Here is a 26,558-nt window from a genome sequence, read left to right as displayed (position 1 = left end):
CCAGCCCGTTGAGGAGCACCCCATGATTCCGTCCCTGTTCCCCCGTCGCCTGCTGGCGGCCCTGACCCTTGGCGGCCTGGCACTGAGCGCCCAGGCCGCGGACTTCACCGTCGCCTACCAGACCACCGTCGACCCGGCCAAGGTGGCCCAGGCCGATGGCGCCTATGAAAAGGCGAGCAAATCCGAAATCGACTGGCGCAAGTTCGACAGCGGCGCTGAAGTCATCACCGCCGTAGCTTCCGGTGACGTGCAGATCGGCTATGTCGGCTCCAGCCCCCTGGCTGCCGCGGCCACTCGCCAGCTGCCGATCCAGACATTCCTCATCGCCACCCAGATCGGCGATGCCGAAGCCCTGGTGGCGCGCAACGGCGCCGGCATCACCAAGCCCGAAGACCTGATTGGCAAGAAGATCGCCGTGCCCTTCGTTTCAACCGGCCACTACAGCCTGCTGGCGGCGCTCAAGCACTGGCAGATCGACCCCACCAAGGTCACGATCCTCAACCTCGCGCCGCCGGCCATCGTCGCCGCCTGGCAGCGCGGCGATATCGACGCCACCTACATCTGGGACCCGGCCCTGGGTGTCGCCAAGTCCAATGGCAAGGTACTCATCAGCTCCGCCGAACTGGGCAAGCTGGGCGCCCCCACCTTCGACGCCTGGATCGTGCGCAAGGATTTCGCCGAGAAACACCCTGAAGTCGTCCGCGCCTTCGCCAAGGTGACCCTCGACGCCTACGCCGACTACCGCAAGGACCCGCAAGCCTGGCTGGCCAACAAGTCCAACGTCGACAAATTGGTGAAGCTCTCCGGCGCCAAGGCCGAAGACATCCCGCTGCTGCTGCAGGGCAACGTCTTCCCGCTGGCCGCCGACCAGGCAACCGCTCTGGGCGCACCCACCACCCAGGCCATCAGCGAGAGTGCTGCCTTCCTCAAGGAGCAAGGCAAGGTCGACGCGGTGCTGCCGGACTATGCGCCCTATGTCAGCGCGAAATACGTCACCAACTGATCTCCACCCCACGATCCGCTGCGCGTCGGCGGGGCGTTGTTGAAAACGACCTCAGGCTGCTCACTTACAAAAGTAAGCTCCGCTCCTTCGGTCGTTTTCGCCTAGCCCCGCTCTAGCTCGCTGGATCGTCAACTTCTGCTTATCCAGAGCGTTAGAAAAATGGCCCTACTCCAGCTGGAGCGCATCAGCGCACAGTACCCAGGCGCGGCCGTGCCGGTACTGACCGACATTTCCTTTGACCTCGGCCCCGGCGAGCTGCTGGTGGCCCTCGGCCCCTCCGGCAGCGGCAAGACCACCCTGCTCAACCTCATCGCCGGCTTCGTCGGCCCCAGCGCAGGGCGCATCAGCCTCGACGGCGTACCTGTCAGCGGCCCCAGCGCCGAACGCGGCGTGGTGTTCCAGGACGATGCCCTGCTGCCCTGGCAGGACGTACTCGGCAACGTCGCCTTTGGCCTGGAACTGGCCGGTGTGCCCCGCGCCGAGCGTGAGGTGCGAGCCCGCGACATGCTCGCCCTGGTGGACCTGGGCGGCTTCGGCAAGCGCCGCATCTGGGAGCTTTCCGGCGGACAGAAACAACGCGTTGGTATCGCTCGCGCCCTGGCCGCTGATCCGCGCGTACTGCTGATGGACGAGCCCTTCGGCGCCCTCGACGCCTTCACCCGCGAACAGATGCAGGAGTTGCTGCTGCAGGTCTGGCGACGCGCGGCGAAGCCGGTGTTCCTGATCACCCACGACATCGAGGAAGCGGTCTTCCTCGCCACCGAACTCATCCTGCTGTCGCCCAATCCGGGCCGCATCACCGAACGCCTGCGCCTGGACTTCGGCCAGCGCTATGCCGCCGGCGAAAGCGCACGGGCGATCAAGTCCGACCCGCAGTTCATCGAGACGCGCGAGCACGTGCTCGCCCAGGTCTTCGCCGAACGCAATAGGAGAAGCGCATGAGTAGCCTCGACCTACCCCTGGCCAGCAAGGCCGCCCCGACCGTGAGACCGCGCCAGCGCCGCCCCCTGAGCACTCTGTCCATCAGCCTGCTGACCCTCGGCAGCCTGCTGCTGGCCTGGTGGGCGGTGACCACCGCAGGCCTGATCGAGCCCCTGTTCCTGCCCAGCCCGCAGGCCATCGCTCGAAAGGGCTGGGTGCTTCTGACCCAGGGCTATATGGACGCCAGCCTCTGGCAGCACCTGAGCGCGAGCCTCGGTCGCATCGGCCTGGCCCTGCTGGCAGCGGTGCTCACCGCCGTTCCGCTGGGCATCGCCATCGGCCGCAACCGCATCGCCCGTGGCATCTTCGACCCGCTGATCGAGTTCTACCGGCCCATTCCGCCACTGGCCTACCTGCCCCTGATCGTCATCTGGTGCGGCATCGGCGAGCTGTCCAAGGTGCTGCTGATCTTCCTCGCGATCTTCGCCCCTATCGCCATCGCCACCGCCACCGGCGTGCGCAATGTCGACCCGGCACGGCTGCGCGCGGCGCAGTCGCTGGGTGCCAGCCAGGCCCAGCTGATCCGCCATGTGATCCTGCCCAGCGCCCTGCCGGACATCCTCACCGGCGTACGCATCAGCCTCGGCGTCGGCTGGTCCACCCTGGTGGCCGCCGAACTGGTCGCCGCCACCCGAGGCCTGGGCTTCATGGTGCAGTCGGCGGCGCAGTTCCTGGTCACCGACGTGGTGATCCTCGGCATCCTCGTCATCGCCCTGATCGCCTTCGCCCTCGAACTCGGCCTGCGCGCCCTGCAACGCAAGCTCGTGCCCTGGCATGGGCAGGGGCACTAGGACCATCCCCCGCCCCACGGTTTCAGGAGATACAGCCATGCCCCTCCACATCATCCCACTCTCCCCCGCCCTCGGCGCCGTGGTCGAAGGCCTCGACCTCGGTAAGCCCCTCGACGCCTCGCTGCGAGAAGCGGTGGAGCAAGCCCTGCTCGCACACCAGGTACTGTTCTTCCGCGACCAGCCACTGAACCCGCAGCAGCAGGCTGCCTTCGCCCGCAATTTCGGCGACCTGCATATCCACCCGATCTACCCGAACATCCCCGACCAGCCGGAAGTGCTCGTCCTGGATACCGCCGTGACCGACGTGCGCGACAACGCCCTCTGGCACACCGACGTGACCTTCCTGGAAACCCCGGCGCTCGGCGCGGTGCTCGCCGCCAAGCAGCTCCCGCCCTACGGCGGCGACACGCTCTGGGCCAGCAGCAGCGCGGCCTATGAGGCATTGTCTAAACCCATCCAGCAATTGCTCGAAGGCCTCACCGCCACCCACGACCTGTCCCGCTCCTTCCCCGAGGAACGCTTCAGCCTCACCTTTGATGAACACGAGCGCCTGGAAGACGCCAAGCGCAAGCACCCGCCGCGCAGCCATCCGGTGGTGCGCACCCACCCGGTCACCGGACGCAAGGGACTGTTCGTCAACGAAGGCTTCACCGCCCGCGTCAACGAGCTGTCGGCGACGGAAAGCGATGCGCTACTGCGCCTGCTTTTCGCCCATGCCACCCGCCCGGAGTTCACCATTCGCTGGCGCTGGCAGGCCAACGACGTGGCCTTCTGGGACAACCGCATCACCCAGCACTTCGCCGTGGACGACTACCGCCCGCAGCGCCGCGTGATGCACCGCGCAACCATCCTGGGCGACAGGCCTTTCTGAATCGCCACTGCCATCTCTCGTCTTCTGTAGGGTGCGCCCTGCGCACCGGGAATTCCGCGCGGTGGTTCTGGTGCGCGCGGCGCACCCTACCGGACGAATCTTGCGCGGCCCAACTCCCGCAAATACTCCCAGGGATATATCCCCCGCTCGTGCCCATCGCTGAACACCAGCTGTACGCCATACCCCTGTAGCGCGATGCGCTCCAGCCTCACCCCGTCATCGACCAGTGCAATCGCCCCACGCAGCCGTGCCGCCTTGCATTGCGAGCAGGGGCAAGCACCACGCAGGCGGGCGTGGCTGATCTGCTGATGCTCACCATCGGCCCACTCCAGACTCAGAAGCGCCCGGCTACGGGAGTTGCGCAGGGCGCTGGGGGCGTCCATCAGGCCGCCCCGTGCAGTTGCGCCAGGGCAATGCGCACCGCCTTGCGCACTTCCGGATCGCCATCGGCTTCCGCGGCACGCAGGGCAGGCAGTCCAGCGGCGTCGCCCAGTTCACCCAGGGCCAGCGCCGCTTCCTTGCGCAGGTTGGCGATGCCATGGCCGAGCAGGGTTGCCAACTCGGCCAGGGCTTGCCGATAACGCAGGCGCCCCAAGGTGCGGGCTGCGCGCAGGCGGACCTGCCAGTAGTCGTCCTGCAGGGCCTGCACCAGCGCGGGGCCGGCCTCGGCCAGCCCGACCTTGCCGAGGGTGGTGGCGGCTTCCTCGCGGACCTGCCAGGTGGCATCGCTCAGGGCCGCATACAGGGCCGGCAACACGCCGGCGTCGCGCGCCAGGCCAAGGGCGCCGGTGGCAGCGCGACGTACTTCGGTATCGGCATCATCGCTGGCCAGACGCGCCAGCGCCGGCAGGGCCTCGCCGTGCTTGAGCCAACCCAGGATGCCCACCGCCTCGCGGCGCACCGACGCGTCGCCATCACTCAGCGCAAGCAGCGCCGGACCGGCTGCATCCTCCAGGCGCAGTTCGCGTAGGGCACGCAGGGCGCTGCTGCGGACGAAGGCATCGGCGTGGCTCACCCAGGGCAGAATCAACTGTCCCGCTTCCAGGCTCTTCAGCTCGCTGAGGCTCTGGGCGGCGGCCAGGCGCACGGGTTCGGTGGCGTCCGCCAGGGCAGCGCACAGGGCTTGCACGACTTCGGGTTCTTCCCAGGCTTCCAGCAGGCGCGCGGCCTCGGCGCGCACTTCGGCGGCCGGGTCCACCACCAGGGCATCGGTGAGCCAGGGCAGGCCTTCCGGGTCTTCCAGGTCGGCCAGTTCGATGAGGGCAATGCGGCGCACACTGGCATCGTCATCGGCGAGGCGCGGCAGCAGTTCGAGGATGTCGGGGTTGTCGCTTTCACGGTTGGTCATAGGGCGATTCGCAGTGGCGGATGGTCGGTGGGCAGCCCCAGCGGAGTCAGGCGTGGCAGCTCGCGGCCTTCTTCTTCAGGCCGAAGGCGACGTTGTCGAGCACACTGCGCCAGGGCAGAAGTGTGTGGTGCTGGAACACCATGCCGCGTTCGGGCGAAGGTCCCTCCACCGGCTGGCCATCCACATCCAGGCTGCCGGCGCTGGGCTTGAGGTGGCCGGCCAGGGCGCCGAGCAAGGTGGGCTTGCCACAACCGGATGGGCCGAGGATGCAAACGAACTCACCGGGCGCGATGGCGAAGTCCAGGGCCTGCACCGCCTCGAAGGCATCGCGGCCCTGCCCCAGGCGGATGGAGACGCCCCTGGCCTCGATGCGGCCGGGTTCCCCTGCGCGTTCGAAGCTGCTCATCAGGCGTTCCTCCGCGCGTAATACCAGGGCGTGGCGAGCGCGCCCAGGCGCTTCACCAGGGCGCTGCTGCCCATGCCGATGGCCAGGCCGGTGACGATACTTGGCGCCGCGCCGGGCAGGATCACCTCGCGCAGGATCGCCAGTCGCCCGGCACCCAGGCTGCGCGCCGAGGCGATCAGGCGCGGGTCCACCGCTTCCACGCCGTGCACGGTGTTGAGCAGGATCGGGAACAGCGCGCCGGTGAAAGTGATGAACACCATCGACAGTTCGGACGAGGGGAACATCAGGATGGCCAGGGGAATCCAGGCCACCGCAGGAATCGGCCGCAGGACTTCCAGCGGCGGCAACAGGCTGTCCTCGGCCCATTTCGAGCGGCCGATGATCAGCCCCAGCAGCACACCCAGCAGGGCGGCCAGCGAGGCGAGGCGCTGGGGCCAGCGGTAGAGATTCGTCATGGGAATTCCTCCGATTCCCGTAGGGTGCGCCATGCGCACCGGGAAGCCCGCAGCGGGGTTCCGGTGCGCGCAGCGCACCCTACGTTGGCGTCAGCGCTGGGCCACCAGCTTCTGATTGGCGCTGACGAAATGGAGCGCGGTGCCGCCGTGCTGCTGGGCGTACTGCTCGGCCTGGGACTTGAGCAGGAAGGCACTCAGCTCATCCTGGTCGCTGCGCCGGGTGCTGCCCGAGAGCACGCTGATGAGCAGGCCGCCGGTGGCGCAGTTGATGGTGGTGTCCTGGGTGCCGATGGCGATGCGGATGGTTTCCGCGGAAGCGGACAGGCTGGAGATGGCCAACGCGAGGCCTGCGACGGTTGCACGAAGACGCATGGGTTTTTCCCCTCGAATCATGAGTGTTGGAATCGTCTCCGCCACAGGGCTGGGTGGTGGGAAACGAGGGGCTTTCAGGTGAGGCGTCCGGGGGTTGGCCGGATAGCATTTTTCGCGCCCTCTCCCTCTGGGAGAGGGTTGGGGTGAGGGTGGTCCGAGCGGCTCGGTGTCTCCCTCATCCGCCCCTTCGGGGCACCTTCTCCCAGAGGGAGAAGGGAAGTCGGCTCAACGCAGCAGGTAAGGAATCTCCACCTTCACCGCGCCGGTCGGGCAGTCCTTCTCGCAGGGCATGCAGTACCAGCACTCGTCGAAAGCCATGTAGGCCTTCTGGGTGGCCGGATTGATGGCCAGGAGGTCCATCGGGCAGACCTCGACGCAAACGGTGCAGCCCTTCTCGGCGATGCACTTGTCTTCGTCGATGGTCACCGGCGCGCTGCTGCGGAAGAAGATTTCCTGGGGTTGATGGGCCATTTCACGATTTCCTTGGAGCCTGGGGCTCTCGTTATGGGTATTGCGAGGAGCGCGTTGCGCTCCGTGTTGGGCTTCGCAGGCTCAGCGCCAACCTACCCCGCGTGCTCTCCGTAGGTTGGTGTAGAGCGAAGCGAAGCCCAACAAGGGTCAGGCTGCCTCGGTCTTCACGCGCAGGCGGTCATAGGCCTGCTGCTCCTCGGCATCCAGCGGGATCAGGTAAGGCTCCACCGCTTTCTTGAAGCTGGTCATGCGGCCATCCTCGCCCTTCTTCAGATGGCAGTGGCAGAACCACTCGGCATCGTTGCGTTCGGGGAAGTCCACCCGGTGGTGGTACAGGCCCCAGCGGCTCTCGGCGCGGAACAGCGAGGCGCGGGCGGCCATCTCGGCGCAGTCGCGGATCACCGCCACTTCCATCGCGCGCATCAGTTCGTGGGGATTGCTGGCCTTCATCTGCGCCAGGTCCCGTTCGATCTCGGCGAAGCGCGCGAGGCCGATCTCCATCTTCTTCGTCACCTTGGGCGGCTGCAGGTAGTCATTGACCATGCGCCGCAGCTTGTATTCCACCTGGGCCGGCGGCAGGCCGTGCTCTCGCTCCAGCGGCGCGAAGACCCGCGCCCGCTCGCGCTCCACCTGCCCGGCATCGACTTCGGCGAATTCGCGACCGGCCACGTAGTCCGCCGCGTTGACTCCGGCGAACCAACCGTAGGTGAAGGCACCGAGCATGTAGTTGTGGGGCACGGCAGCCATGTCGCCCGCCGCGTACAGCCCTTTCACTGAGGTTTCAGCCTTCTCGTTGACCCACACGCCCGAGGCCGAATGGCCGGAGCAGAAGCCGATCTCGGAGATGTGCATCTCGACCATCTGCGAGCGGTAATCGGTGCCCCGGTTGGCGTGGAACTGCCCACGGCTGGGGCGCTCGTTGCTGTGGAGGATTTCTTCGATGGTCTGGATGGTTTCCTCGGCCAGGTGATCGAGCTTGAGGAACACCGGACCGTTGCCGCCTTCGAGTTCCTGATGGAACTCCCACATCATCTGGCCGCTCCAGTAGTCGCACTCGATGAAGCGCTCGCCCTTGCTGTTGGCGGTGTAGCCGCCCAGCGGGCCGGTGACGTAGGCGCAGGCCGGGCCGTTGTAGTCCTTGATCAGCGGGTTGATCTGGAAGCACTCCAGGTTGGAAAGCTCCGCCCCGGCGTGATAGGCCATGGCGTAACCATCGCCCGCATTGGTGGGGTTCTCGTAGGTGCCCATCAGGTAGCCGGAAGACGGCAGGCCGAGGCGGCCAGCGGCGCCGCAGCCAAGGATCACCGCCTTGGCGCGGATCACCCGGAACTCGCCACTGCGGCAGTCGAAGCCCATCACCCCGCTCGCCGCGCCCTCGCCATCCAGCAGCAGGCGGGTGCAGACGATGCGATTGCTGATCTCCACCCGTGCGCGCTTGAGCTGGCGGTAGAGCACCTTCTTGATGTCGTGGCCCTCGGGCATGGGCAGCACGTAGGCGCCCATGTGGTGGACCTTCTTCACCGCGTAGTCGCCGGTCTCGTCCTTCTCGAACTTCACGCCCCAGCGGTCGAGCTGCTGGAGGGTCTCGAAGCTGTGGGTGGCGTAGGCGTGCACGGTCGCCTGATTGACGATGCCGTCATTGGCGATGGTGATTTCCTTGGTGTACTGCTCGGGCGTCGCATGGCCGGGAATGATGGCGTTGTTCAGGCCGTCCATGCCCATGCTGATGGCGCCGCTGCGCTTGACGTTGGCCTTGTCCAGCAACAGTACGCGCAGCTCGCGGTTCTGCTCCTTGGCCTTGATCGCGGCCATGGGGCCGGCGGTGCCACCGCCGATGACGACGATGTCGTATTCCTGTTCTCGGGTGCTCATGCCTGGGGCCCCTTCTGACGGTCGATGCGCAGGCGGTACTGGAAGGCATCGCCGCGGTAATAGAGGTGTTCGAAGTCCAGCGGCGTGCCGTCGGCAGCGTGGGTCAGGCGCTCGATGCGCATGATCGGTGAGCCCTCTTCCACCTCCAGCGCCTGGGTCAGGTCGCCGTCGGCGAGCACTGCATCGATGGCCAGGTCGGCGTGGCCGAGGGGAATGCCGCAGTCGTTCTCGAGGATGAGGAAGATGTCGCGGGTGGCGAGGTCGGCCTTTTCCAGCTTCTCGCCCACCGCCTTCGGCAACCAGGTGATTTCCAGGGATACCGGCTCACGGTTGATCAGGCGCACGCGGCGGATTTCGGTCACCGGGCTGCCTTCCTCTACCTGCAAGCGCGCAGCCACCAGGGCGCTGGCCGGCACGTGGCGGAAACTGCGCAGGCGGTTGAGCACTTCGTAGCCCATCTGAGTCATGGACTCGGCCAGGCCCTGGAGCGTGCTGACGTTCTGGAAAGCCTTGGGCTTGGCGACGAAGGTGCCCTTGCCGTGGATCTTGAAGATCAGGCCTTCCTTCTGCAGGTCGCCCAGCGCCTGGCGCACGGTGATGCGGCTGACGTTGAAGGCCTTGCCCAGTTCGCTTTCCGAGGGCATGCGGCTGTGGGGTGGGTAGGTGCCGTCGAGGATGCGCCCGCGCAGCAGCTCCTTGAGCTGGCTGTAGAGCGGTACCGGGGAGAGGGGAAGCAGTTCGGCCATGTCGTTGTTCGCTCGCGATCCTGACTTGTCATAACAAGTTATAGCGTAAGATTGCCGAATATAAAAACGTACGTGCAAATACTTTTATTGAATAAGGATATGGCGCTCAGCCGGGGGAGGCCGCGGAAGAACGATTCGCCCCGAAAAAAAAACGCCGACAATAGTCGAGACTCGTCGGCGTGAGGAGGGCGCACTGGCCAGTGCGCCACCGTGGCTAGCAGGTGATCAGAACGCCGGCACGACCGCGCCGGAGTACTTCTTCTCGATGAAGGTTTTCACTTCCGGGCTGGTCAGCGCGGCGGAGAGTTTCTTGATGGCGTCGCTGTCCTTGTTGTCCGGACGGGCCACCAGGTAGTTCACGTAGGGCGAGGTGTGGTCTTCCAGCACCAGCGCGTCCTTGGACGGGTTCAGCTTGGCTTCCAGCGCATAGTTGGTGTTGATCAGGGCCAGGTCGACCTGGTCCAGCACACGTGGCAGGAGCGCCGCTTCCAGTTCCTTGAACTTGAAGTTGTGCGGGTTCTCGGCGATGTCCTTCGGCGTGGCCAGGGCGTTCTTCGGGTCCTTCAGTTTGAGCAGGCCGGACTTCTGCAGCAGGAGCAGGGCGCGGCCGCCGTTGCTGCCGTCGTTGGGGATGGCGAGGGTGGCACCGTCCGGCAGCTCTTTCAGGGATTTGTACTTGCTGGAGTAGCCGCCGAAGGGCTCGACGTGCACGCCCTTGACGATCACCAGATGGGTGCCTTTGCCGCTGTTGAAGTTGTCCAGGTAGGGCTTGGTCTGGAAGTAGTTGGCGTCCAGGCGCTTCTGGTCGACTTGCAGGTTGGGCTGCACGTAGTCGGTGAAGACTTTCACTTCCAGGTCCACGCCTTCCTTGGCCAGCTGGGGTTTGACCAGCTCGAGGATTTCTGCGTGTGGTACCGGGGTGGCGGCTACTACGAGCTTCTCGCCAGCCTGGGCGAAGGTGGCGGACAGGGCGGCAGCCAGAGCGGTCAACAGCAGGGTCTTCTTCATGATGATCCTTTCGATTCTGCGGCTCCGGCTGGATCTTCAGCCGCGAGCAAGTGTGGGGATGCCCGGTCTGGGTGTGCCGGGTTGAGAGCGACACTACGGTCATTTTTTATAACCAACAAATACCTTTTAATTCTTCTTATATTCCATTTTTAATATATAAAAGAGCCACCTGATAACGTCCGCTCCCTGGCTGATCGGTACTTCGATGTCGCGTCTGCGAATTGCCTGCGAGGCCCCGGCTCACTAGAGTGGCAGCCTTCGCAACCGCCTACCGGAACCACGCCATGCTCGATGCAGCCCTCGCCCGCTTTGCCCGCCTGGAACTGGTTCCCTCGCCCACCCCGCTGGAGCAGCTTGCGCACCTGTCGCAGAAGCTCGGCCGTGGCGTCTACGTGAAGCGCGATGACCTCACGCCCTTCGCCCTCGGCGGCAACAAGGTGCGCAAGCTGGAGTTCCTCGCCGCCGAAGCTCTGGCCCAAGGGGCGGATACTCTGGTCACCGCCGGCGCCATCCAGTCCAACCACGTCCGCCAGACTGCCGCCCTCGCCGCGCGCCTCGGCCTGGGTTGCGTAGCGCTGCTGGAAAACCCCATCGGCACCTCCGACAGCAACTACCTCGGCAATGGCAACCGCCTGCTGCTGGACCTGTTCGGCACCGAGTGCGAGCTGGTAGCCAACCTGGACAACGCCGACGAGTTGCTGGCCGCTGCGGCCGAGCGTCTGCGCGCCGCCGGCAAGAAGCCGTACCTGGTGCCCATCGGCGGTTCCAACGCCCTGGGGGCTCTGGGTTATGTGCGCGCCGGCCTGGAGCTGGCCGAGCAGATCAAGGCCAGCGGCGAGCACTTCTCCGCCGTGGTCCTGGCCTCCGGCAGCGCCGGTACCCACGCGGGCCTCGCCCTGGCGCTGGAATACGCCCTGCCCGGCACCCGCGTGGTTGGCGTCACCGTTTCGCGTCCGGACGCCACCCAGCGACCCAAGGTGGAAGGCCTGCTGCAGCGCACCGCCGACCTGCTCGGCGTGCCGGTGCCGGCCGGGCTCAAGGTGGAGTTGTGGGACCAGTACTTTTTCCCGCGCTACGGCGAGCCCAACGCCGGCACCCTGGACGCCGTGCGCCAGGCCGCCAGCCTCGAAGGCCTGCTGCTGGACCCGGTGTACACCGGCAAGGCGTTCGCCGGCCTGCTCGATGGCATCGCCAAGGGCGCCTTCGCAGGCGAGGGTCCGGTGCTGTTCCTGCACACCGGTGGCTCTCCCGCGTTGTTCGCCTATCATCCTGCGGGTACCCCGTGACACCTTCTTATGCTTTATTTAAAGCATGAGATAATTTTTAATTATTTTATTGCATATAACCAAATCCCTAGAGTTGCCCCACCTTTAGACACCTGCCCCGTGAGGCCCCTATGACATTCGCAACCCTGCGTCGCCAGTTCATCCTCGGCAGCCTGAGCCTGGTGCTCGGCGCCAGCTTCGTCGGCACCAGCTCCGCCGCCGACCTGCTGCAGGACATCCAGCAGAAAGGCGCCATCAAGGTCGGCCTGGAAGGCACCTACCCGCCCTTCAACTACCAGGACGAGAGCGGCAAGCTGACCGGCTTCGAAGTGGAACTGGCCGAGGCCCTGGCCAAGGAACTGGGCGTGAAGGCCGAGTTCCAGCCGACCAAGTGGGACGGCATCCTCGCCGCGCTGGAATCCAAGCGCCTGGACGTGGTGATCAACCAAGTGACCATCTCCGACGAGCGCAAGAAGAAGTACGACTTCTCCACCCCCTACACCGTCTCCGGCATCCAGGCGCTGGTGCGCAAGGGCACCGAAGGCAACATCAAGGCCGCCGCTGACCTGGCCGGCAAGAAAGTCGGCGTGGGCCTGGGTACCAACTACGAGCAGTGGTTGAAGGAAAACGTCCCGCAGGCCGACATTCGCACCTACGACGACGACCCCACCAAGTTCCAGGACCTGAACGTCGGCCGAATCGACGCCATCCTGGTGGATCGCCTGGCCGCCTTCGAGATGGTCGAGAAAACCGGCGGCAAGCTGGCCGTGACCGGCGAAGCCTTCTCCCGCCAGGAAGCCGGCATCGCCCTGCGCAAGGGTAACCCGGAACTGCTGGCCGCCCTCGACAAGGCCCTGGCCAAGCTGAAGGCCGACGGCACCCTGAAAAAACTCTCCGAGAAATGGTTCAAGGCTGACGTGACCCAATGATCGACGCAAGCCTTCAACTTGCGCTGGATTCCGCGCCCTTCCTGTTGAAGGGCGCGGTTTTTACGGTGGTACTGAGCCTCGGCGGCATGTTCTTCGGACTGCTGCTGGGGTTCGTCCTGGCCCTGATGCGCCTCTACGGTTTCACCGCCCTGCAGTGGATTTCGCGAATCTACGTGTCCTTCTTCCGCGGCACGCCACTGCTGGTGCAGTTGTTCATGATCTATTACGGCCTGCCGCAGCTGGGCATCCAGCTCGAACCGCTGCCCGCGGCGCTGATCGGCTTCTCGCTGAACATGGCCGCCTACACCTCGGAAATCCTCCGCGCCGCGATCGCCTCCATCGACCGGGGCCAATGGGAAGCCGCCGCCAGCATCGGCATGAGCCGCACCCAGACACTGGTCCGCGCAATCCTCCCGCAGGCTGCGCGCACCGCGCTGCCACCGCTGGGCAACAGTTTCATCTCGCTGGTCAAGGACACCGCCCTGGCCGCCACCATCCAGGTGCCGGAACTGTTCCGCCAGGCGCAGCTGATCACCGCGCGCACCTTCGAGATCTTCACCATGTACCTGGCCGCCGCGCTGATCTACTGGGTGCTGGCCACCGTGCTCTCGCACTTCCAGGGTCGCCTCGAGGCACGGGTCAACCAGCATGAGCAGGACAGCTGATGATCACCGTCCGTAACCTGAGCAAATCCTTCAAGGGCCAGGAGGTGCTCAAGGGCATCGACCTGACCATCGAACCGGGCGAAGTGGTGGCCATCATCGGCCCCAGCGGCTCGGGCAAGACCACCCTGCTGCGCTGCCTCAACCTGCTGGAAGTACCCAGCGGCGGCCTGATTAAGGTGGGCGAGATCGAGATCGACGCGGGCAAGCCGCTGAATCATCAGCAAGGGCTGATCCGCAAGCTGCGCCAGCACGTCGGTTTCGTCTTCCAGAACTTCAACCTCTTCCCCCATCGCACCGCGCTGGAGAACGTCATCGAAGGCCCGGTGGTGGTGAAGAAGGAACCCCGCGAACGCGCCATCGAGAAAGCCCGCAAGCTGCTGGCCAAGGTGGGGCTGGCAGGCAAGGAAGACGCCTACCCGAAGCGCCTCTCCGGCGGCCAGCAACAGCGCGTGGCCATCGCCCGCGCCCTGGCCATGGAGCCCGACGTGATCCTCTTCGACGAGCCCACCTCCGCGCTCGACCCGGAGCTGGTGGGCGAAGTGCTCGCCACCATTCGCGGCCTGGCCGAAGAGAAGCGCACCATGGTGATCGTCACCCACGAGATGAGCTTCGCCCGCGACGTGGCCAACCGGGCGATTTTCATCGACAAAGGCTCGATAGTCGAACAGGGCGATGCTAAGGCCCTGTTCAGTGCGCCGAAGGAAGAACGCACCAAGCAGTTCCTGAGCAAGTTCCTCGGCGGCTGATGCGGCTCGACAAGGGTGGATGGCGCTTTTCCATCCACCATCGCAGCCAGGCCGGACCACGAATGGTGGACCGATGGAGCGTGGTCCACCCTTGTACGCTCCGTCCAGCCCCTACAGGTGGAGACCACCACCTGCCCCAGCGGTAAGCCCCCTGCAAGGAAATGCGCGTAGAATCCGCGCCCCTCGCAATACAGCCCCGCCATCGGAACCCGCATGAACCCGAGCACCCTCCTCTCTCTGCCGCTGCTGGCCCTCGCCCTGGGCGGCTTCGTCGTCGGCAGCAGCGAATTCATCATCATGGGCCTGCTGCCCGAGGTCGCCAAAGACCTCCAGGTCAGCCTGTCCGACGCCGGCCTGCTGGTCAGCGCCTACGCCATAGGCGTGGTGATCGGTGCGCCATTGCTGGGTCCGCTGCTCGGTCGCCTGCCGCGTCGCCAGGCGCTGCTCTGGCTGATGGGTGCCTACGCGCTTGGCAACCTCGGCTGCGCCCTGGCACCGAATTACGAGTGGCTGCTGGCCATGCGCATGTTCACCGCCTTCAGCCATGCCGGCTTCTTCGGTTGCGCCACCCTGCTGGCTGCCGAACTGGCCCCACCCCATCGCCGCGCATCGGCCATGGCCCTGGTGCTCAGCGGCCTGACCATCGCCAACGTGCTCGGCGTGCCGGCCGGCGCTTGGCTGGGGCAGGCCACCAGCTGGCGGGTGACCTTCATGGTAGTGGCAGCGCTCGGCTTCCTCACCCTGCTCGCCCAAGCCCTCTGGCTGCCCGCCACGCCGAAGCCGCAAGCCAATGCGGCCGGTGCCTGGGACGGCATCCTGCGGCGTCCGGTGCTGCACGCACTGTTCGTTTGCAGCCTGTCGTCGGTGGCCCTGTTCGGCGTCTTCACCTATATCAGCCCGCTGCTGCGCGACGTATCCGGCTTCAGCCCGGACCACACCAACTTCGCCCTGCTGCTGTTCGGCATTGGCCTGACCGTGGGCAACCTGCTCGGCGGTCGGCTGGCCGACAAGGGCTTCCGCTACGCCCTGCCGCTGGCCTTCGGGATGAGCACCTTGTGTCTGCTGGGCCTATACGCCTTCGCGCAGATCCCGGCACTGGCACTGGGCTGCCTGTTCCTCTGGGGCGTGGCGAGCTTCGCCATTTCCTCGCCGCTGCAATTGCTGCTGGTGGAACAGGCCGGTGAATCGGCGAGCCTCGCCGCCACCCTCAGCCATGCGGCCTTCAATCTGGGCAACGCCAGCGGCGCCTTCGTGGGTGGGCTCTGGCTGAGCACCAATATGGGACTGTCCAACCTGCCACTGATGGGCGTGGGCGTGCTGGCATTGACCTTCCTCGTCTGCCTGCCCCTGCCCCGCCTGCGTTCGGTGAAGGATCACCTGAAATCCACGGGACAGCTCCACTGACAGGCGCCTGGCAGGATGGGTGGAGCCGTGTGCTTCCGGGCCTGACTAGCCCTTATGCCGAACGGATCGCTCGCTGCGCACCGGGGCAGCTAACCTTTCGACTTGCCTGACTTGCCGGCACCAGAGGAGTGCATGAAATGACTGCCCACGAGACTGACCAAGATGTCATCCAACGCGTCGTGCGCGACTATGTCGAAGGCATGGTCTTCGCCGATGAGCACCGCCTGCGCAGCGCCTTCCACCCGCAGTGCCGCATCATCGGTCACTTCCAGGGCGAGCTCGAATGGCTCTCGGTGGATGATTTCGCCGGCGCCATCCGCGACGCTGGCCCGGTGCTGGCGGAAGGTGAGAAACCCGTCTGGGCAATCCAGGCACTGGATATCACCGGCGACGCCGCCTCGCTGAAGGTGGTCGACGACTACGCCGACATGCGCTTCACCGACTACCTCTCGTTGCTGAAGATCGGCGGCCGCTGGAGCATCATCAACAAGCTCTACTACCTGCACGATTAGCGCGCAAGGGTGGATATCGCCCTCCATATCCATCAGCGGCGTAATGCCGGGCCCTGGTGGTGGATTGATGGAGCGTGATCCACCTACGTGCGAACAACCTCCCTCGCCCTTCAGGGAGAAGGGCCGGGGGAGAGGGCGGCAGGCCCCCAGACGGAATCGTTAACTTTACCGTAATGATAGCTCCGCGGGCTTGATTGATGACCCACCGGTCGCGCTCCTAATGTGCGTTCCACGACAGCGGACCTCGTGGAGCCACCATGACAACAAGACCCTCTCCCCCGCCGCAATGGTCGCGTCGGCGTGCCGAAAAGCAGCGCCGCCTCGACCAGGTACGCAACCTCGCCGATGGCGTCGTGCTACCCAGCGAACGGATCGTCGAAGCCCTCGAAGCACTGATCGCCCCCGGCGACCGCGTGGTGCTCGAAGGCAACAACCAGAAGCAGGCGGATTTCCTTTCCCGCTCCCTGGCCAAGGCCGATCCAGGACGCCTGCACGACCTGCACATGATCATGCCCAGCGTCAGCCGCGCCGAGCACCTCGATCTCTACGAGCGCGGCATCGCCCGCAAGCTCGATTTCTCCTTCGCCGGCCCGCAGAGCCTGCGCATCGGCCAGTTGCTGGAAGACGGCCTCCTGGAAGTCGGCGCCATCCACACCTATATCGAACTCTATTCGCGCCTGCTGGTGGACCTGATCCCCAACGTCGCCCTCGTGGCCGGCTTCATGGCCGACCGCGAAGGCAACATCTACACCGGCCCCAGCACCGAAGACACGCCAGCGCTGGTGGAGCCCACCGCGTTCAGCGACGGCATCGTCATCGTTCAGGTCAACGAGCTGGTGGACGATGTGCGCGACCTGCCGCGCGTGGACATTCCCGCCTCCTGGGTCGACTTCGTGGTGGTCGCCGACAAGCCCTTCTACATCGAGCCGCTGTTCACCCGCGACCCGCGCCACATCAAGCCGGTGCACGTGCTGATGGCGATGATGGCGATCCGTGGCATCTACGAGAAACACAAGGTCCAGTCGCTCAACCACGGCATCGGCTTCAACACCGCGGCCATCGAACTGATCCTGCCCACCTACGGCGAATCCCTCGGATTGAAGGGCAAGATCTGCCGCAACTGGACGCTGAATCCGCACCCGACGCTGATCCCCGCCATCGAGACGGGCTGGGTGGAAAGCGTGCACTGCTTCGGTACCGAACTGGGCATGGAGGACTACATCGCCCAGCGCCCGGATGTGTTCTTCACCGGCCGCGACGGCTCGCTGCGCTCCAACCGGATGATGTGCCAGCTCGCCGGGCAATACGCAGTGGACCTGTTCATCGGCGCCACCCTGCAGGTCGACGGTGACGGCCATTCCTCCACCGTCACCCGTGGCCGCCTGGCCGGTTTCGGCGGTGCGCCCAACATGGGTCACGACCCGCGCGGCCGCCGCCACGCCACGCCCGCGTGGCTCGACATGACCGAGCCGGTGACCCTGCTCGAACGCGGCAAGAAGCTGGTGGTGCAGATGGTCGAGACCTACCAGGAAGGCGGCAAACCTACCTTCGTCGAGACCCTCGATGCCGTCGACGTGGCGAAGAAGGCCGGCATGCCCCTGGCGCCGGTGATGATCTACGGCGACGACGTCACCCACCTGCTCACCGAAGAAGGCATCGCCTACCTCTACAAGGCGCGCAGCCTCGAAGAGCGCCGCGCGATGATCGCCGCGGTCGCCGGTGTCACCGCCATCGGCCTGCGCCACGACCCGAAAGAGACCCTGCGCATGCGTCGCGAAGGGTTGATCGCATTGCCGGAAGATCTCGGCATCCGCCGCACACAAGCCACGCGGGAACTGCTGGCGGCGAAAAGCATCGCCGATCTGGTGGAGTGGTCCGGCGGCCTTTACAACCCCCCGGCCAAGTTCAGGAGCTGGTGATGAGCGCACTGATTGCACGCAATGCCGACCTGCCGCTGGCCGACTGGCTGGCGGACCTGGCGGTGGACGCCCTGATCGACGAAGCCGACCTCTCGCCCAAGCCGGCCCTGGTGGACCGTCGCGGCAGCGGCGCCCACAGCGACCTGCACCTGGGCCTGATGCACGCCTCGGCGTTGTCCCTCTGGCCCTGCTTCAAGCAGATGGCCGAGGCGGCGCTGGAGCATGGCGAAGTCGGCCAACCGCTGCGCGAAGCGCTTGGCCGCATCGGCCGCGAAGGTGAGGCGGCAATGCTCGTTATTACCGGCGGGGTGAATACCCATCGCGGTGCCATCTGGGCCCTCGGCCTGCTGGTGGCGGCCATGGCGCTGAAACCCGAGAGCCGCGATGCCCACGCCATCGCCCTACGCGCGGCCCGCATCGCGCTGATCGACGACCGCTCAGCGCCCCACAACGACAGCCACGGCGCCCAGGTCGCCCGTCGCTACGGTGCCCGTGGCGCGCGGGAAGAAGCCCAGCTCGGCTTCCCTGCCGTGATCGAGCAGGGCCTGCCGCAACTGGCCCGCAGCCGCGCGGCCGGCGCGGGTGAACAGAACGCCCGGCTCGATGCGCTGCTGGCGATCATGGCCACCCTGGCTGACACCTGCGTGCTCTGGCGCGCCGGCCAGGAAGGCCTCGCCGCCATGCAGCAGGGCGCCCGCGCCGTGCTCGACGCCGGCGGCAGCGCCAGCCTCGCCGGCCGCCGCCAACTGCGCGCGCTGGATGCCCGCCTGCTGCAACTCAACGCTTCGCCGGGCGGTGCCGCCGATCTGCTGGCCGCCTGCCTGTTCCTCGATAAAGCCGGGAGCCTGTGACCATGGAAACCCTGTCCTTCCAATTCCCCGCCGGGCAGCCGGCCCGCGGCCGCGCCCTGGTCGGCTGCGTCGGTTCCGGCGACCTCGAAGTGCTACTGGAACCCGGCAGCGCCGGCACCCTGTCGATCCAGGTGGTGACCTCGGTGAATGGCAGCGGCCCGCGTTGGCAGCAACTGTTCCAGCGCCTGTTCGACGGCCAGTCGCTGCCAGCCCTGAATATCGATATCCACGACTTCGGCGCCACGCCCGGCGTGGTGCGCCTGCGCCTGGAGCAGGGGCTGGAGGAGCTTGCACATGACTGATATCGCACGCCTGCTCGAAGCGCGCAGCTTCGTCGAACTCGGCGCCCGCCAGCGCGCCCGCGAGCTGCTGGACGCCGGCAGCTTCCGCGAACTCATCCATCCCTTCGACCGGGTCATTTCCCCCTGGCTGCCGCAGCAGGGCATCGTGCCCCAGTCAGACGACGGCGTCGTGGTGGCCAAGGGCAGCCTCTCGGGCCGGTCCATTGTGATTGCCGCCATCGAAGGCGCCTTCCAGGGCGGCAGCATGGGCGAGGTCGGCGGCGCCAAGATCGCCGGCGCGCTGGAGCTGGCCGCCGAAGACAACCGCCAAGGCATTCCCACCTGCGCCGTGCTGCTCCTGGAAACCGGCGGCGTGCGCCTGCAGGAAGCCAACCTGGGGCTCGCCGCGATTGCGGAAATCCAGGCGGCCATCGTCGAGTTGCGGGAATTTCAGCCGGTGATCGGCCTGGTCGCCGGTCCGGTGGGCTGCTTCGGCGGCATGTCCATCGCCGCCGGGCTGTGCAGCCACCTGATCGTCACCCGCGAAGCGCGACTGGGCCTCAATGGCCCGCAGGTGATCGAACAGGAAGCCGGACTCTCGGAATACGACTCCCGCGACCGTCCCTTCATCTGGAGCCTCACCGGTGGCGAGCAGCGCATGGCCAGCGGCCTGGTGGACGCCTATGTGGCCGACGATATCGAGGCCATCCGCGAAACTCTGCAAGCGTTGCTCGCGCAACCGGAACAGGGCCTGCCGCGCAGCCGCCGGCACGCCTGGTTCCTCGAACGCCTGGCAAGGCTGGGTGACGATTGCGAACAACTGGATGGCGCCGCTGTGCTCGCCCTCTACCAAGGAGACCGGACATGAGCCGTGGATTGAACTGGCTGCAAGGCCTTGCCGGTGGCGAAACCCTGCAAGGCTTCCCGGCCTCGGTAAAGGTGGTGGATGGCGAGCTGGGCAACCGCACCGCGCGCTTCATCGCCGTCGTGCCCGATTCGCAGAACCCCTTCCCCCGCGCTCGCAATGGCGAGGTCGGCCTGCTGGAAGGCTGGGCCCTGGCCAAGGCCGTGGATGAGGCCATCGAGGCCGACCGTGACGGCGCCAAGCGCGTCCTCGTGGCGCTGGTGGATGTCCCCAGCCAGGCCTATGGCCGCCGTGAGGAAGCGCTGGGTATTCACCAGGCCCTGGCCGGTGCGGTGGACGCCTACGCCCGCGCCCGTCTCGCCGGACACCCGGTGATCGGCCTGCTGGTGGGCAAGGCCATGTCCGGCGCCTTTCTCGCCCACGGCTACCAGGCCCAGCGCCTGATCGCCCTGGATGACGGCGGCGTGATGGTCCACGCCATGGGCAAGGCCGCCGCCGCACGCATCACCCTGCGCAGCGTGGAAGAGCTGGAAGCGCTGGCGGCCAAGGTGCCGCCGATGGCGTACGACCTGGAGAACTACGCCTCACTCGGATTGCTCTGGGAGCGGGTTGCCGTGGGCGATGCGGAGCAGCCGAGCGAAGCCGATATCGGCCGGGTGCGTGAGTGCCTGCTGCGGGCGGTGGAGGACATCGGTGCGAGTACCGACCTCTCTGGACGACTGGGTGCTGAGAACCGCGTGGCGTCTTCGAAGGTGCGGGAGATGCTTCGCGCGCAGTGGTAGTCCGGCCCTCTCCCCCGGCCCCTCTCCCTGAAGAGGAGAGGGGTGACTCGCGCCGATTGCCGCCGTGGTAGCCGGAGACTCTGAGCCAGGCTAGGCATCGCTATCGAGCCTCGCACCAATCGCTCCCCTCTCCCTTCAGGGAGAGGGGTTGGGGGAGAGGGTGAAACCCCATGCACAGGAGCCAATCATGAGCGCCAATCCAAAACCCCACGACCTGCTCTGGGGCATGACCACCGACCAACTGCCCGCCGATGTCCCCGCCTGGGCGCAGCAGGCCCTGGCCGCCGGCCACCCCGTGGTGGTGCGTCGTGCGCTCTGCGAACCCGGCCGGGTCGCCGTTGGTATCCGTGGTACCCGCCGTGACCAACGCTTCGCCGCGACGATGCCGATCCATTCCATCCAGCGCGCGCTCAGCCCTGAACAACTGCGGCCTCGTGCGGCCGCCGACTTCCCCGCTCTGCGCGCTCTGGAAACGGTTGCTCCGATACTGGCAGCTACCGGCTTGCCCTGGGGCCCCACCGGCAGCGTCGGCTTCCAGCTCGCCACCGGTATTGCCGTGCTGCATCAGGCCAGCGACCTCGACCTGATCCTGCGCACTCCCGACTTTTTCGACCGCCAGCACGCCCGTGCCCTGCTGGCGGCGCTGGCCGACGCGCCCTGCCGCATCGACCTGCAACTGGAAACGCCCAACGGCGCCGTGGCCCTGCGTGAGTGGGCCGGCGAAGCGCGCCGCGTGCTGCTGAAATGCGCCGAGGGGGCCCGCCTTGTGGATAACCCCTGGCTCGTCCTGGAGCGCGCCGCGTGAGCAGCCTGTTCGCCTTCCCCGGCCAGGGCGCGCAGCAGGTGGGCATGCTCCACCAGTTGCCGACCGAGGCTGCTGCCTGCCTGATCGAGGCCAGTGATGCGCTGGGCGAGGATGTGCTGGCGCTGGATACCGTCGAAGCGCTGCAATCCACCCACGCCGTGCAACTCTGCCTGCTGGTGGCGGGTGTGGCCTGCGCCCGGCTGCTGATGGCGCGCAGCCCGGGGCCGGACTACGTGGCCGGGCTCTCCATCGGTGCCTATGCGGCTGCCGTGGTCGCCGGTTCGCTGGATTTCGCCGATGCCGTGCGCCTGGTGGCGCTTCGGGGTGAGCTGATGCAGCGGGCTTATCCACAGGGCTATGGCATGACGGCCATCCTCGGTCTCGATCAGGGCACCGTGGAGCGCCTGCTGAGCGAAGCCGGAGGCCCGGTGTATCTGGCCAACATCAACGCCGACAACCAACTGGTGATCGCCGGCAGCGATGCCGCCATGGCTGTCGTCGCCGAGCGTGCGCGGGTCCTGGGTGCCGGTGCGGCGAAGCGGCTGGCCGTCAGCGTGCCGTCCCATTGCGAACTGCTGGAACACCCGGCACGCGAACTGGCCGCCGCCTTCGCCAGGGTCGAGCTGCGCCGTCCGGCCATCCGCTACCTCAGCGGCAGCTCGGCACGGCCGGTCTTCGACCCGGAACGCCTACGCGACGACCTCGCCTTCAACATGTGCCGCGTCATCGACTGGCACGGCACCCTGCGCACCGCCTACGAGCGCGGGGTGCGCCTGCATATCGAACTGCCGCCCGGCGCTGTGCTCAGCGGCCTGGCGCGGCGGGTATTCGACCAAGGTACGGTGATCGCCTTCCAGGGCGCCCGTCTGGATACGCTGGACGCCCTGCTGCGTGAGGAGGTAAGCCGGACCCGATAACGCCGTGCGCTTCGAAGGACAAGAACAATCAACTTCGACCCCAATACGAGGGCAACAACAATGATCGTCTACGGTGTGGCCTTGCTGGCCATCTGCACACTTGCCGGTGTCGTCATCGGCGACTTCCTCGGCGTCCTGCTGGGCGTCAAATCCAACGTTGGCGGCGTCGGTATCGCCATGATCCTGCTGATCTGCGCGCGTCTCTACATGCATCGTCACGGTGGCATGACCAAGGAATGCGAATTTGGTGTCGGCTTCTGGGGGGCGATGTACATCCCCGTGGTGGTCGCCATGGCCGCGCAACAGAACGTCGTCACCGCGCTACACGGCGGCCCTGTGGCGCTGATCGCGGCGGTGGGCTCGGTGCTCCTCTGCGGCGCGACCATCGCCCTGATCAGTCGGACCAACAAGGGTGAACCGCTGGAAAAGGAGTCCCTTGAACCCGGCGTGAGCGCCGCCCCGGCGGGAGGACGCTGAGATGTGGCAGATCATTGAGAAAGCTCTCGAACACAACGGTCTGATCACGGCCTTCGCCGCAGTCGGCGTCATCATGTGGGTGTCGGTCCTGCTGTCGAAGTACCTCACCTTCGGCCGCGTGCATGGCTCGGCCATTGCCATCGTCATCGGCCTGGTGCTGGCCTGGGTCGGTGGCACCATCACCGGCGGGCAGAAGGGGCTGGCGGACATGGCGCTGTTCTCCGGCATCGGCCTGATGGGCGGGGCCATGTTGCGTGACTTCGCCATCGTCGCCACCGCCTTCGAGGTACAGGCCACCGAAGCCCGCAAGGCCGGGATGATCGGCGCCGTGTCGCTGCTGTTGGGTACGGTACTGCCCTTCATCGTCGGGGCATCGGTGGCCTGGGCGTTCGGCTATCGCGATGCGGTGAGCATGACCACCATTGGCGCCGGTGCGGTGACCTACATCGTCGGGCCGGTGACCGGTGCGGCGATCGGTGCCAGCTCGGAGGTGATGGCGCTGTCCATCGCCACGGGCCTGATCAAGGCGATCATCGTGATGGTCTTCACCCCGGTGTCGGCGCGCTTGCTCGGCCTCGACAACCCGCGTTCGGCGATGGTCTTCGGCGGCCTGGCCGGTACCGTTTCCGGCGTGACTGCGGGGCTTGCCGCGACTGACCGGCGCCTGGTGCCCTACGGTGCGCTGACCGCGACCTTCCACACTGGCCTGGGTTGCCTGATGGGGCCATCGATTCTCTACTTCTGCGTGCGCGGCCTGGTGGGCTGAATCGCCCCTTCGCACCAGACGCCCCGGCTGAAAGGCCGGGGCGTTTTTGCTTCAGCCTTCGTTGCGCAGGCTGTACATCCGGCATTCGGCGACCAGCGCCAGCAGGTTCGGGTCGCGCTCGCGGGCCTTCAGGAACACCACGCCTATGTGCTGTTGCAGGCGATAGCGTTCGCGCAGGCGGATCAGCTTGACCCGGTTTTCATAGACTGCCGCGATGCGCCCGGGCAGCAGCGCATAACCCACGCCGGAACTGACCATGCTGAGCAGGGTGAAGATGTCGTTCACCTGCATCGCCACCTTGGGCTCGAAGCCGGCCTGCTGGAACACCCGCGCGCCGTCGCGGTGGGTGGCGAAGCCCTGGGTGAGGGTGATGAAGGTGGAGTCGGCCAGGTCCGCAAGGTCGACTTCCTGCTGGTCGGCGAAAGGCGAATCGGTAGGCACGGCGAGGAAGATATCGTCGGAGAACAGCGGCAGTTGCTCGCAATCCGGATCAGTCACGCTCTCGTCGAGGGAGACGAGGATCGCGTCCAGCTCCAGGTTCTTCAGGCGATAGAGCAGGTCGACGTTGGAACCGAGGGTGAGGTCGATGTTCAGCTCGCTGCGTCGCAGCTTCAGGCCCATCACCAGTTGCGGCACGGTCTTCACCGTCAGCGAATAGAGCGCGCCGAGCTTGAAGCGCTCGGCGGAGAAACCGGCCGCCTCGCGGGTCAGGCGGACCATCTCGACGGCGTCCTGGATCAGCTTCTGCGCCTTCTCTTCCAGCACGTAGGCGCTTTCCAGCGGCGTGAGGTTGCGCCCCTCGTGCTTGAACAGCGGGCAGCGCAGGGCGCTCTCCAGGGAGTGGATGGCGCGGTGCACGCTGACGTTGCTGGTGTTCAGTTCGGCCGCCGCGCGCGACAGGTTGCCGCTGCGCATGAAAGCGAGAAAGGTCTCCAGCTTCTTCAGGGTCAGTTCTTCGTCGATCTGCATGGGCGGCTGACTGCCTTCATCGCGTTTGTGGGATGGGTATCGCTCCGCTCGCGGAACGCCGCCCGGCCCATCCTACAGGGGGGCCGTTGCGCTGCGGAGGCGACCTTTAGTGAATAAGCTAATAATGCATAAGCAAATGAATTCTTATTCCTTAACAGATATATGTTGAGCGCCTAGACTGCCCAGCATTGAAATTCAGCAAGGAGGGCTCGCCATGCGCAGCCAGGCCATTCGTTACCTGATCCTGCCGGGATGGCAGGGCTCGCCGGAGGAGCATTGGCAAAGCCATTGGCAGCGCTCGCTGCCCAATGCCAGCCGGGTCGAGCAGGCCGACTGGGACACCCCGGACCGTGCGTCCTGGGTGGCGGCGCTGGAGCGCGCCATCGATGCCGAGCGCACCCCGGCCATCCTTATCGCCCACAGCCTGGGTTGCGTGACGGTGGCCCACTGGGCCGCCCAGTCCGACCCGGATGTCCTGCGCCGCGTACGTGGCGCGCTGCTGGTGGCCCCGGCGGATGTCCAGCGTCCCGGTTGTCCGGAGCCGCTCAAGGGCTTCGCGCCGATTCCGCGTGACCAGTTGCCCTTCCCCAGCCTGCTGGTGGGCTCGGACAACGACCACGCCGCGAGCCCCGCGCGGGCCATGGAAATGGCCCGCGACTGGGGTTCGGAAGCGGCCATCCTCACCGGCGCCGGACACATCAACGTGAAGTCCGGGCATCACCGCTGGGAGCAGGGCTTCGCCCACCTCTATCGCCTGCAGGGTCGCGTCGAGGAGTCCGCCCGTAAACGCGCCTGAGAAACTGTTCAGGATCGGCTGCGCGTCGGAATAACTACGTTGAGAATGGCTTCGGGCTTGCTCATTTACAGCTCGTAAACTCCGCGCCCGCAGCCATTCTCGCCTTGTTCTTCTCTAGCTCGCGCGAACCTGAACGGTTTCTGGTTTTTTAACGCAACACGCCAGGGTCCGCTGCTTCGCAGCCTGGGCCCGGCGGGAGATTTCGCCATGAGCAAGGAAAACCCCGGTCAACCGCTGCTGACCTTCGCCGACGCCGATCGCAGCCCCCTGAGCATCCGTGCCCGTGCGCTGGTGTTCGTCGACGAACGTTCGCGCCAGCTGCGCGAGGAGGTCGATCAGCTCGCCCCGAGCACGCTGCCTGTACTGATCCAGGGCGAGACAGGCACCGGCAAGGAGCTGCTGGCGCGGCAAATCCATCGTTCCAGCGACCGCCCTGGCCTGTTCGTGGCGGTGAGTTGCAGCGCCATCAGCAAGGCTTACGCCGAGGCGGAGCTGTTCGGTCACGCTGCCGGCGCCCACAGCGGCTCGGCCAGCAGCCGTGCCGGCTGGTTCGGTTCGGCCAATGGCGGAACGCTCTACCTGGATGAGATCGGCGACCTGCCATTGCCTCTGCAGGCCAAGCTGCTGGCAGCACTGGAAAGTCGCGAGGTGATCCGTGTCGGTGCCCATCAGCCGACACCGGTGGATGTGCGCCTGGTGGCTGCCACCAGCATTGACCTGGTCCAGGCGGTGCGCGCCGGCAAGTTCAACGAACGGCTCTACCAGTACCTGGACGAGGGGCGAGTGGAGCTGCCGCCGCTGCGCGAACGGCCGGCCGATATCCTGCCGCTGGCCGAGTACTTCCTCGGTATCTACGCCCAACGCCTGGACCTGCCGTTGCCCCTGATCAGTCCCACCGCACAGGCTGCGCTGGAGGCTTATCCCTGGCCGGGCAATACCCGTGAACTGGAGAACAGCGTGCATTTCGCCCTGCTGGTCAGCGAAGGCGACGAGATCCTGCCGCAGCACCTGAACCTGCCGCCCCTGCCGGGCTATGCCCAGCTCGCCGTGCAGCTGCGCCGGCTGGCGGCCAACGACGAAGAGCGCGACCACCTGCGCCAGCTATTCGCCGAGGTGCTGGCAGGGTAGCCATGGGCTTCGCGGGTGGACCACGCTCCATCGGTCCACCTTTCGGAGTGTCGGAGGACGCCGTTGGTGGATGTGAAAATCGACATCCACCCTTGAAAACAAACGCCCAGCATGTAGGGGGATCACGCTCCACCGATCATCCATCGGGGCCCAGCAT

28 protein-coding genes and 3 pseudogenes are annotated in these 26,558 nt (G+C 66.3%); 21 read left to right on the top strand and 10 right to left on the bottom strand.

The features are described from left to right. Window positions 1-22: 22 nt before the first annotated feature. The 4 genes from tauA to tauD all read left to right on the top strand — a co-directional run bounded on the left by tauA (window position 23) and on the right by tauD (window position 3,646). Entirely contained in the window at window positions 23-1,003 is a 981-nt protein-coding gene (tauA, locus tag THL1_RS00900) for a taurine ABC transporter substrate-binding protein (protein ID WP_069081513.1), read from the top strand. Window positions 1,004-1,162: 159 nt separating this feature from the next. After that, window positions 1,163-1,945, top strand: a complete 783-nt coding sequence (tauB, locus tag THL1_RS00895; RefSeq protein ID WP_069081512.1) for a taurine ABC transporter ATP-binding subunit — start codon at window positions 1,163-1,165, stop codon at window positions 1,943-1,945. Then, the gene (tauC, locus tag THL1_RS00890; RefSeq protein ID WP_069081511.1) at window positions 1,942-2,775 is read left to right on the top strand and encodes a taurine ABC transporter permease TauC; all 834 of its coding nucleotides are present in this window, start codon (window positions 1,942-1,944) and stop codon (window positions 2,773-2,775) included. Before tauB ends, tauC begins: the two co-directional genes overlap by 4 nt. Window positions 2,776-2,812: 37 nt before the next feature. Beyond that, complete coding sequence (gene tauD, locus THL1_RS00885; protein ID WP_069081510.1) at window positions 2,813-3,646, top strand: taurine dioxygenase; 834 nt, start codon at window positions 2,813-2,815, stop codon at window positions 3,644-3,646. A gap of 86 nt (window positions 3,647-3,732) precedes the next feature. Here the strand turns inward: tauD and THL1_RS00880 are convergent, their stop codons facing one another. The 9 genes and pseudogenes from THL1_RS00880 to THL1_RS00840 form a co-directional block, all read right to left on the bottom strand. Next, on the bottom strand, window positions 3,733-4,029 hold the full coding sequence (locus THL1_RS00880) for a DUF971 domain-containing protein (protein ID WP_069081509.1): 297 nt from the start codon (window positions 4,027-4,029) through the stop codon (window positions 3,733-3,735). Continuing rightward, a complete protein-coding gene (locus THL1_RS00875; protein ID WP_069081508.1) occupies window positions 4,029-4,994 on the bottom strand; it encodes a HEAT repeat domain-containing protein in 966 nt (321 codons plus the stop codon). The genes THL1_RS00880 and THL1_RS00875 overlap by 1 nt, the downstream gene beginning before the upstream one ends. A 73-nt stretch (window positions 4,995-5,067) precedes the next feature. Further along, window positions 5,068-5,400 (bottom strand): annotated as a pseudogene (locus tag THL1_RS00870) (ATP-binding cassette domain-containing protein); the annotation flags it as partial. Beyond that, a pseudogene (locus THL1_RS00865) lies at window positions 5,400-5,816 on the bottom strand (ABC transporter permease); the annotation flags it as partial. The pseudogenes THL1_RS00865 and THL1_RS00870, both read right to left, overlap by 1 nt. Before the next feature lie 270 nt (window positions 5,817-6,086). Continuing rightward, window positions 6,087-6,227: pseudogene (locus THL1_RS30440) on the bottom strand (nitrate ABC transporter substrate-binding protein); the annotation flags it as partial. 225 nt (window positions 6,228-6,452) lie between these two features. Beyond that, window positions 6,453-6,698, bottom strand: a complete 246-nt coding sequence (locus THL1_RS00855; RefSeq protein ID WP_028629110.1) for a 4Fe-4S dicluster domain-containing protein — start codon at window positions 6,696-6,698, stop codon at window positions 6,453-6,455. 147 nt (window positions 6,699-6,845) lie between these two features. Continuing rightward, window positions 6,846-8,570, bottom strand: a complete 1,725-nt coding sequence (locus THL1_RS00850; protein ID WP_069081506.1) for a fumarate reductase/succinate dehydrogenase flavoprotein subunit — start codon at window positions 8,568-8,570, stop codon at window positions 6,846-6,848. Continuing rightward, window positions 8,567-9,316 (bottom strand): GntR family transcriptional regulator, encoded by a 750-nt coding sequence (locus THL1_RS00845; RefSeq protein ID WP_069081505.1) that lies wholly within the window; start codon window positions 9,314-9,316, stop codon window positions 8,567-8,569. The genes THL1_RS00850 and THL1_RS00845 overlap by 4 nt, the downstream gene beginning before the upstream one ends. Before the next feature lie 225 nt (window positions 9,317-9,541). Beyond that, entirely contained in the window at window positions 9,542-10,324 is a 783-nt protein-coding gene (locus tag THL1_RS00840; protein WP_069081504.1) for a MetQ/NlpA family ABC transporter substrate-binding protein, read from the bottom strand. A gap of 284 nt (window positions 10,325-10,608) precedes the next feature. Here THL1_RS00840 and THL1_RS00835 point away from each other — a divergent pair, with 284 nt between their 5' ends. The 15 genes from THL1_RS00835 to madM all read left to right on the top strand — a co-directional run bounded on the left by THL1_RS00835 (window position 10,609) and on the right by madM (window position 23,508). Further along, on the top strand, window positions 10,609-11,610 hold the full coding sequence (locus THL1_RS00835) for a D-cysteine desulfhydrase (protein ID WP_069081503.1): 1,002 nt from the start codon (window positions 10,609-10,611) through the stop codon (window positions 11,608-11,610). Between the two features lie 110 nt (window positions 11,611-11,720). Then, a complete protein-coding gene (tcyJ, locus tag THL1_RS00830; protein WP_069081502.1) occupies window positions 11,721-12,518 on the top strand; it encodes a cystine ABC transporter substrate-binding protein in 798 nt (265 codons plus the stop codon). Continuing rightward, window positions 12,515-13,183: a cystine ABC transporter permease gene (gene tcyL, locus THL1_RS00825; RefSeq protein ID WP_069081501.1), complete on the top strand. Its 669-nt coding sequence runs from the start codon at window positions 12,515-12,517 to the stop codon at window positions 13,181-13,183. The genes tcyJ and tcyL overlap by 4 nt, the downstream gene beginning before the upstream one ends. Continuing rightward, window positions 13,183-13,929 (top strand): L-cystine ABC transporter ATP-binding protein TcyN, encoded by a 747-nt coding sequence (gene tcyN, locus THL1_RS00820; protein WP_069081500.1) that lies wholly within the window; start codon window positions 13,183-13,185, stop codon window positions 13,927-13,929. Before tcyL ends, tcyN begins: the two co-directional genes overlap by 1 nt. A gap of 213 nt (window positions 13,930-14,142) precedes the next feature. After that, on the top strand, window positions 14,143-15,333 hold the full coding sequence (locus tag THL1_RS00815; RefSeq protein ID WP_069081499.1) for an MFS transporter: 1,191 nt from the start codon (window positions 14,143-14,145) through the stop codon (window positions 15,331-15,333). 137 nt (window positions 15,334-15,470) lie between these two features. Further along, window positions 15,471-15,845, top strand: coding sequence for a nuclear transport factor 2 family protein (locus THL1_RS00810; protein WP_069081498.1), 375 nt, complete (start codon window positions 15,471-15,473; stop codon window positions 15,843-15,845). 257 nt (window positions 15,846-16,102) lie between these two features. Beyond that, window positions 16,103-17,764 (top strand): malonate decarboxylase subunit alpha, encoded by a 1,662-nt coding sequence (gene mdcA / locus THL1_RS00805; protein ID WP_069081497.1) that lies wholly within the window; start codon window positions 16,103-16,105, stop codon window positions 17,762-17,764. Beyond that, window positions 17,764-18,615, top strand: a complete 852-nt coding sequence (locus THL1_RS00800) for a triphosphoribosyl-dephospho-CoA synthase (RefSeq protein ID WP_069081496.1) — start codon at window positions 17,764-17,766, stop codon at window positions 18,613-18,615. The genes mdcA and THL1_RS00800 overlap by 1 nt, the downstream gene beginning before the upstream one ends. Window positions 18,616-18,617: 2 nt before the next feature. Beyond that, window positions 18,618-18,917 (top strand): malonate decarboxylase subunit delta, encoded by a 300-nt coding sequence (locus THL1_RS00795; protein ID WP_069081495.1) that lies wholly within the window; start codon window positions 18,618-18,620, stop codon window positions 18,915-18,917. Further along, window positions 18,910-19,764, top strand: a complete 855-nt coding sequence (locus THL1_RS00790; protein ID WP_069081494.1) for a biotin-independent malonate decarboxylase subunit beta — start codon at window positions 18,910-18,912, stop codon at window positions 19,762-19,764. The genes THL1_RS00795 and THL1_RS00790 overlap by 8 nt, the downstream gene beginning before the upstream one ends. After that, a complete protein-coding gene (gene mdcE, locus THL1_RS00785) occupies window positions 19,761-20,543 on the top strand; it encodes a biotin-independent malonate decarboxylase subunit gamma (protein WP_069081493.1) in 783 nt (260 codons plus the stop codon). Before THL1_RS00790 ends, mdcE begins: the two co-directional genes overlap by 4 nt. 187 nt (window positions 20,544-20,730) lie before the next feature. Then, the gene (locus tag THL1_RS00780; protein WP_069081492.1) at window positions 20,731-21,348 is read left to right on the top strand and encodes a malonate decarboxylase holo-ACP synthase; all 618 of its coding nucleotides are present in this window, start codon (window positions 20,731-20,733) and stop codon (window positions 21,346-21,348) included. After that, window positions 21,345-22,265, top strand: a complete 921-nt coding sequence (mdcH, locus tag THL1_RS00775) for a malonate decarboxylase subunit epsilon (protein ID WP_069081491.1) — start codon at window positions 21,345-21,347, stop codon at window positions 22,263-22,265. Before THL1_RS00780 ends, mdcH begins: the two co-directional genes overlap by 4 nt. A 60-nt stretch (window positions 22,266-22,325) precedes the next feature. Continuing rightward, window positions 22,326-22,742 carry a malonate transporter subunit MadL gene (gene madL / locus THL1_RS00770; RefSeq protein WP_069081490.1) on the top strand — a complete coding sequence of 139 codons (417 nt, stop codon included), beginning with the start codon at window positions 22,326-22,328 and terminating at the stop codon, window positions 22,740-22,742. Window position 22,743: 1 nt separating this feature from the next. Continuing rightward, the gene (madM, locus tag THL1_RS00765; protein ID WP_069081489.1) at window positions 22,744-23,508 is read left to right on the top strand and encodes a malonate transporter subunit MadM; all 765 of its coding nucleotides are present in this window, start codon (window positions 22,744-22,746) and stop codon (window positions 23,506-23,508) included. 51 nt (window positions 23,509-23,559) lie between these two features. On the opposite strand, the gene THL1_RS00760 is transcribed toward madM, so the two are convergent. Beyond that, a complete protein-coding gene (locus THL1_RS00760; RefSeq protein WP_069081488.1) occupies window positions 23,560-24,477 on the bottom strand; it encodes a LysR family transcriptional regulator in 918 nt (305 codons plus the stop codon). Window positions 24,478-24,691: 214 nt separating this feature from the next. Between THL1_RS00760 and THL1_RS00755 the strand changes: the two genes are divergently transcribed. Together THL1_RS00755 and THL1_RS00750 are read left to right on the top strand one after the other, a co-directional pair. Further along, window positions 24,692-25,273 carry an RBBP9/YdeN family alpha/beta hydrolase gene (locus THL1_RS00755; protein ID WP_069081487.1) on the top strand — a complete coding sequence of 194 codons (582 nt, stop codon included), beginning with the start codon at window positions 24,692-24,694 and terminating at the stop codon, window positions 25,271-25,273. 207 nt (window positions 25,274-25,480) lie between these two features. After that, on the top strand, window positions 25,481-26,401 hold the full coding sequence (locus tag THL1_RS00750; RefSeq protein ID WP_069081486.1) for a sigma 54-interacting transcriptional regulator: 921 nt from the start codon (window positions 25,481-25,483) through the stop codon (window positions 26,399-26,401). Window positions 26,402-26,558 lie beyond the last annotated feature (157 nt).

The organism is Pseudomonas sp. TCU-HL1, assembly GCF_001708505.1.
Taxonomy (GTDB): Bacteria; Pseudomonadota; Gammaproteobacteria; order Pseudomonadales; family Pseudomonadaceae; genus Metapseudomonas.
This window is presented reverse-complemented; position numbering and strand designations above follow the sequence as displayed.

What these genes read in the sequence shown, in the direction of transcription:
- THL1_RS00835 (WP_069081503.1), top strand. Translation starts at nt 10,609, where the DNA reads ATGCTCGATGCAGCCCTCGCCCGCTTTGCCCGCCTGGAACTGGTTCCC.
- THL1_RS00755 (WP_069081487.1), top strand. Translation starts at nt 24,692, where the DNA reads ATGCGCAGCCAGGCCATTCGTTACCTGATCCTGCCGGGATGGCAGGGC.
- madL (WP_069081490.1), top strand. Translation starts at nt 22,326, where the DNA reads ATGATCGTCTACGGTGTGGCCTTGCTGGCCATCTGCACACTTGCCGGT.
- tcyL (WP_069081501.1), top strand. Translation starts at nt 12,515, where the DNA reads ATGATCGACGCAAGCCTTCAACTTGCGCTGGATTCCGCGCCCTTCCTG.
- tauD (WP_069081510.1), top strand. Translation starts at nt 2,813, where the DNA reads ATGCCCCTCCACATCATCCCACTCTCCCCCGCCCTCGGCGCCGTGGTC.
- THL1_RS00845 (WP_069081505.1), bottom strand. Translation starts at nt 9,316, where the DNA reads ATGGCCGAACTGCTTCCCCTCTCCCCGGTACCGCTCTACAGCCAGCTC.
- THL1_RS00795 (WP_069081495.1), top strand. Translation starts at nt 18,618, where the DNA reads ATGGAAACCCTGTCCTTCCAATTCCCCGCCGGGCAGCCGGCCCGCGGC.
- tauB (WP_069081512.1), top strand. Translation starts at nt 1,163, where the DNA reads ATGGCCCTACTCCAGCTGGAGCGCATCAGCGCACAGTACCCAGGCGCG.
- THL1_RS00850 (WP_069081506.1), bottom strand. Translation starts at nt 8,570, where the DNA reads ATGAGCACCCGAGAACAGGAATACGACATCGTCGTCATCGGCGGTGGC.
- THL1_RS00790 (WP_069081494.1), top strand. Translation starts at nt 18,910, where the DNA reads ATGACTGATATCGCACGCCTGCTCGAAGCGCGCAGCTTCGTCGAACTC.
- THL1_RS00750 (WP_069081486.1), top strand. Translation starts at nt 25,481, where the DNA reads ATGAGCAAGGAAAACCCCGGTCAACCGCTGCTGACCTTCGCCGACGCC.
- THL1_RS00855 (WP_028629110.1), bottom strand. Translation starts at nt 6,698, where the DNA reads ATGGCCCATCAACCCCAGGAAATCTTCTTCCGCAGCAGCGCGCCGGTG.
- mdcA (WP_069081497.1), top strand. Translation starts at nt 16,103, where the DNA reads ATGACAACAAGACCCTCTCCCCCGCCGCAATGGTCGCGTCGGCGTGCC.
- THL1_RS00800 (WP_069081496.1), top strand. Translation starts at nt 17,764, where the DNA reads ATGAGCGCACTGATTGCACGCAATGCCGACCTGCCGCTGGCCGACTGG.
- tcyN (WP_069081500.1), top strand. Translation starts at nt 13,183, where the DNA reads ATGATCACCGTCCGTAACCTGAGCAAATCCTTCAAGGGCCAGGAGGTG.
- tauA (WP_069081513.1), top strand. Translation starts at nt 23, where the DNA reads ATGATTCCGTCCCTGTTCCCCCGTCGCCTGCTGGCGGCCCTGACCCTT.
- tcyJ (WP_069081502.1), top strand. Translation starts at nt 11,721, where the DNA reads ATGACATTCGCAACCCTGCGTCGCCAGTTCATCCTCGGCAGCCTGAGC.
- mdcE (WP_069081493.1), top strand. Translation starts at nt 19,761, where the DNA reads ATGAGCCGTGGATTGAACTGGCTGCAAGGCCTTGCCGGTGGCGAAACC.
- THL1_RS00875 (WP_069081508.1), bottom strand. Translation starts at nt 4,994, where the DNA reads ATGACCAACCGTGAAAGCGACAACCCCGACATCCTCGAACTGCTGCCG.
- THL1_RS00880 (WP_069081509.1), bottom strand. Translation starts at nt 4,029, where the DNA reads ATGGACGCCCCCAGCGCCCTGCGCAACTCCCGTAGCCGGGCGCTTCTG.
- THL1_RS00840 (WP_069081504.1), bottom strand. Translation starts at nt 10,324, where the DNA reads ATGAAGAAGACCCTGCTGTTGACCGCTCTGGCTGCCGCCCTGTCCGCC.
- THL1_RS00815 (WP_069081499.1), top strand. Translation starts at nt 14,143, where the DNA reads ATGAACCCGAGCACCCTCCTCTCTCTGCCGCTGCTGGCCCTCGCCCTG.
- THL1_RS00810 (WP_069081498.1), top strand. Translation starts at nt 15,471, where the DNA reads ATGACTGCCCACGAGACTGACCAAGATGTCATCCAACGCGTCGTGCGC.
- THL1_RS00780 (WP_069081492.1), top strand. Translation starts at nt 20,731, where the DNA reads ATGAGCGCCAATCCAAAACCCCACGACCTGCTCTGGGGCATGACCACC.
- tauC (WP_069081511.1), top strand. Translation starts at nt 1,942, where the DNA reads ATGAGTAGCCTCGACCTACCCCTGGCCAGCAAGGCCGCCCCGACCGTG.
- madM (WP_069081489.1), top strand. Translation starts at nt 22,744, where the DNA reads ATGTGGCAGATCATTGAGAAAGCTCTCGAACACAACGGTCTGATCACG.
- THL1_RS00760 (WP_069081488.1), bottom strand. Translation starts at nt 24,477, where the DNA reads ATGCAGATCGACGAAGAACTGACCCTGAAGAAGCTGGAGACCTTTCTC.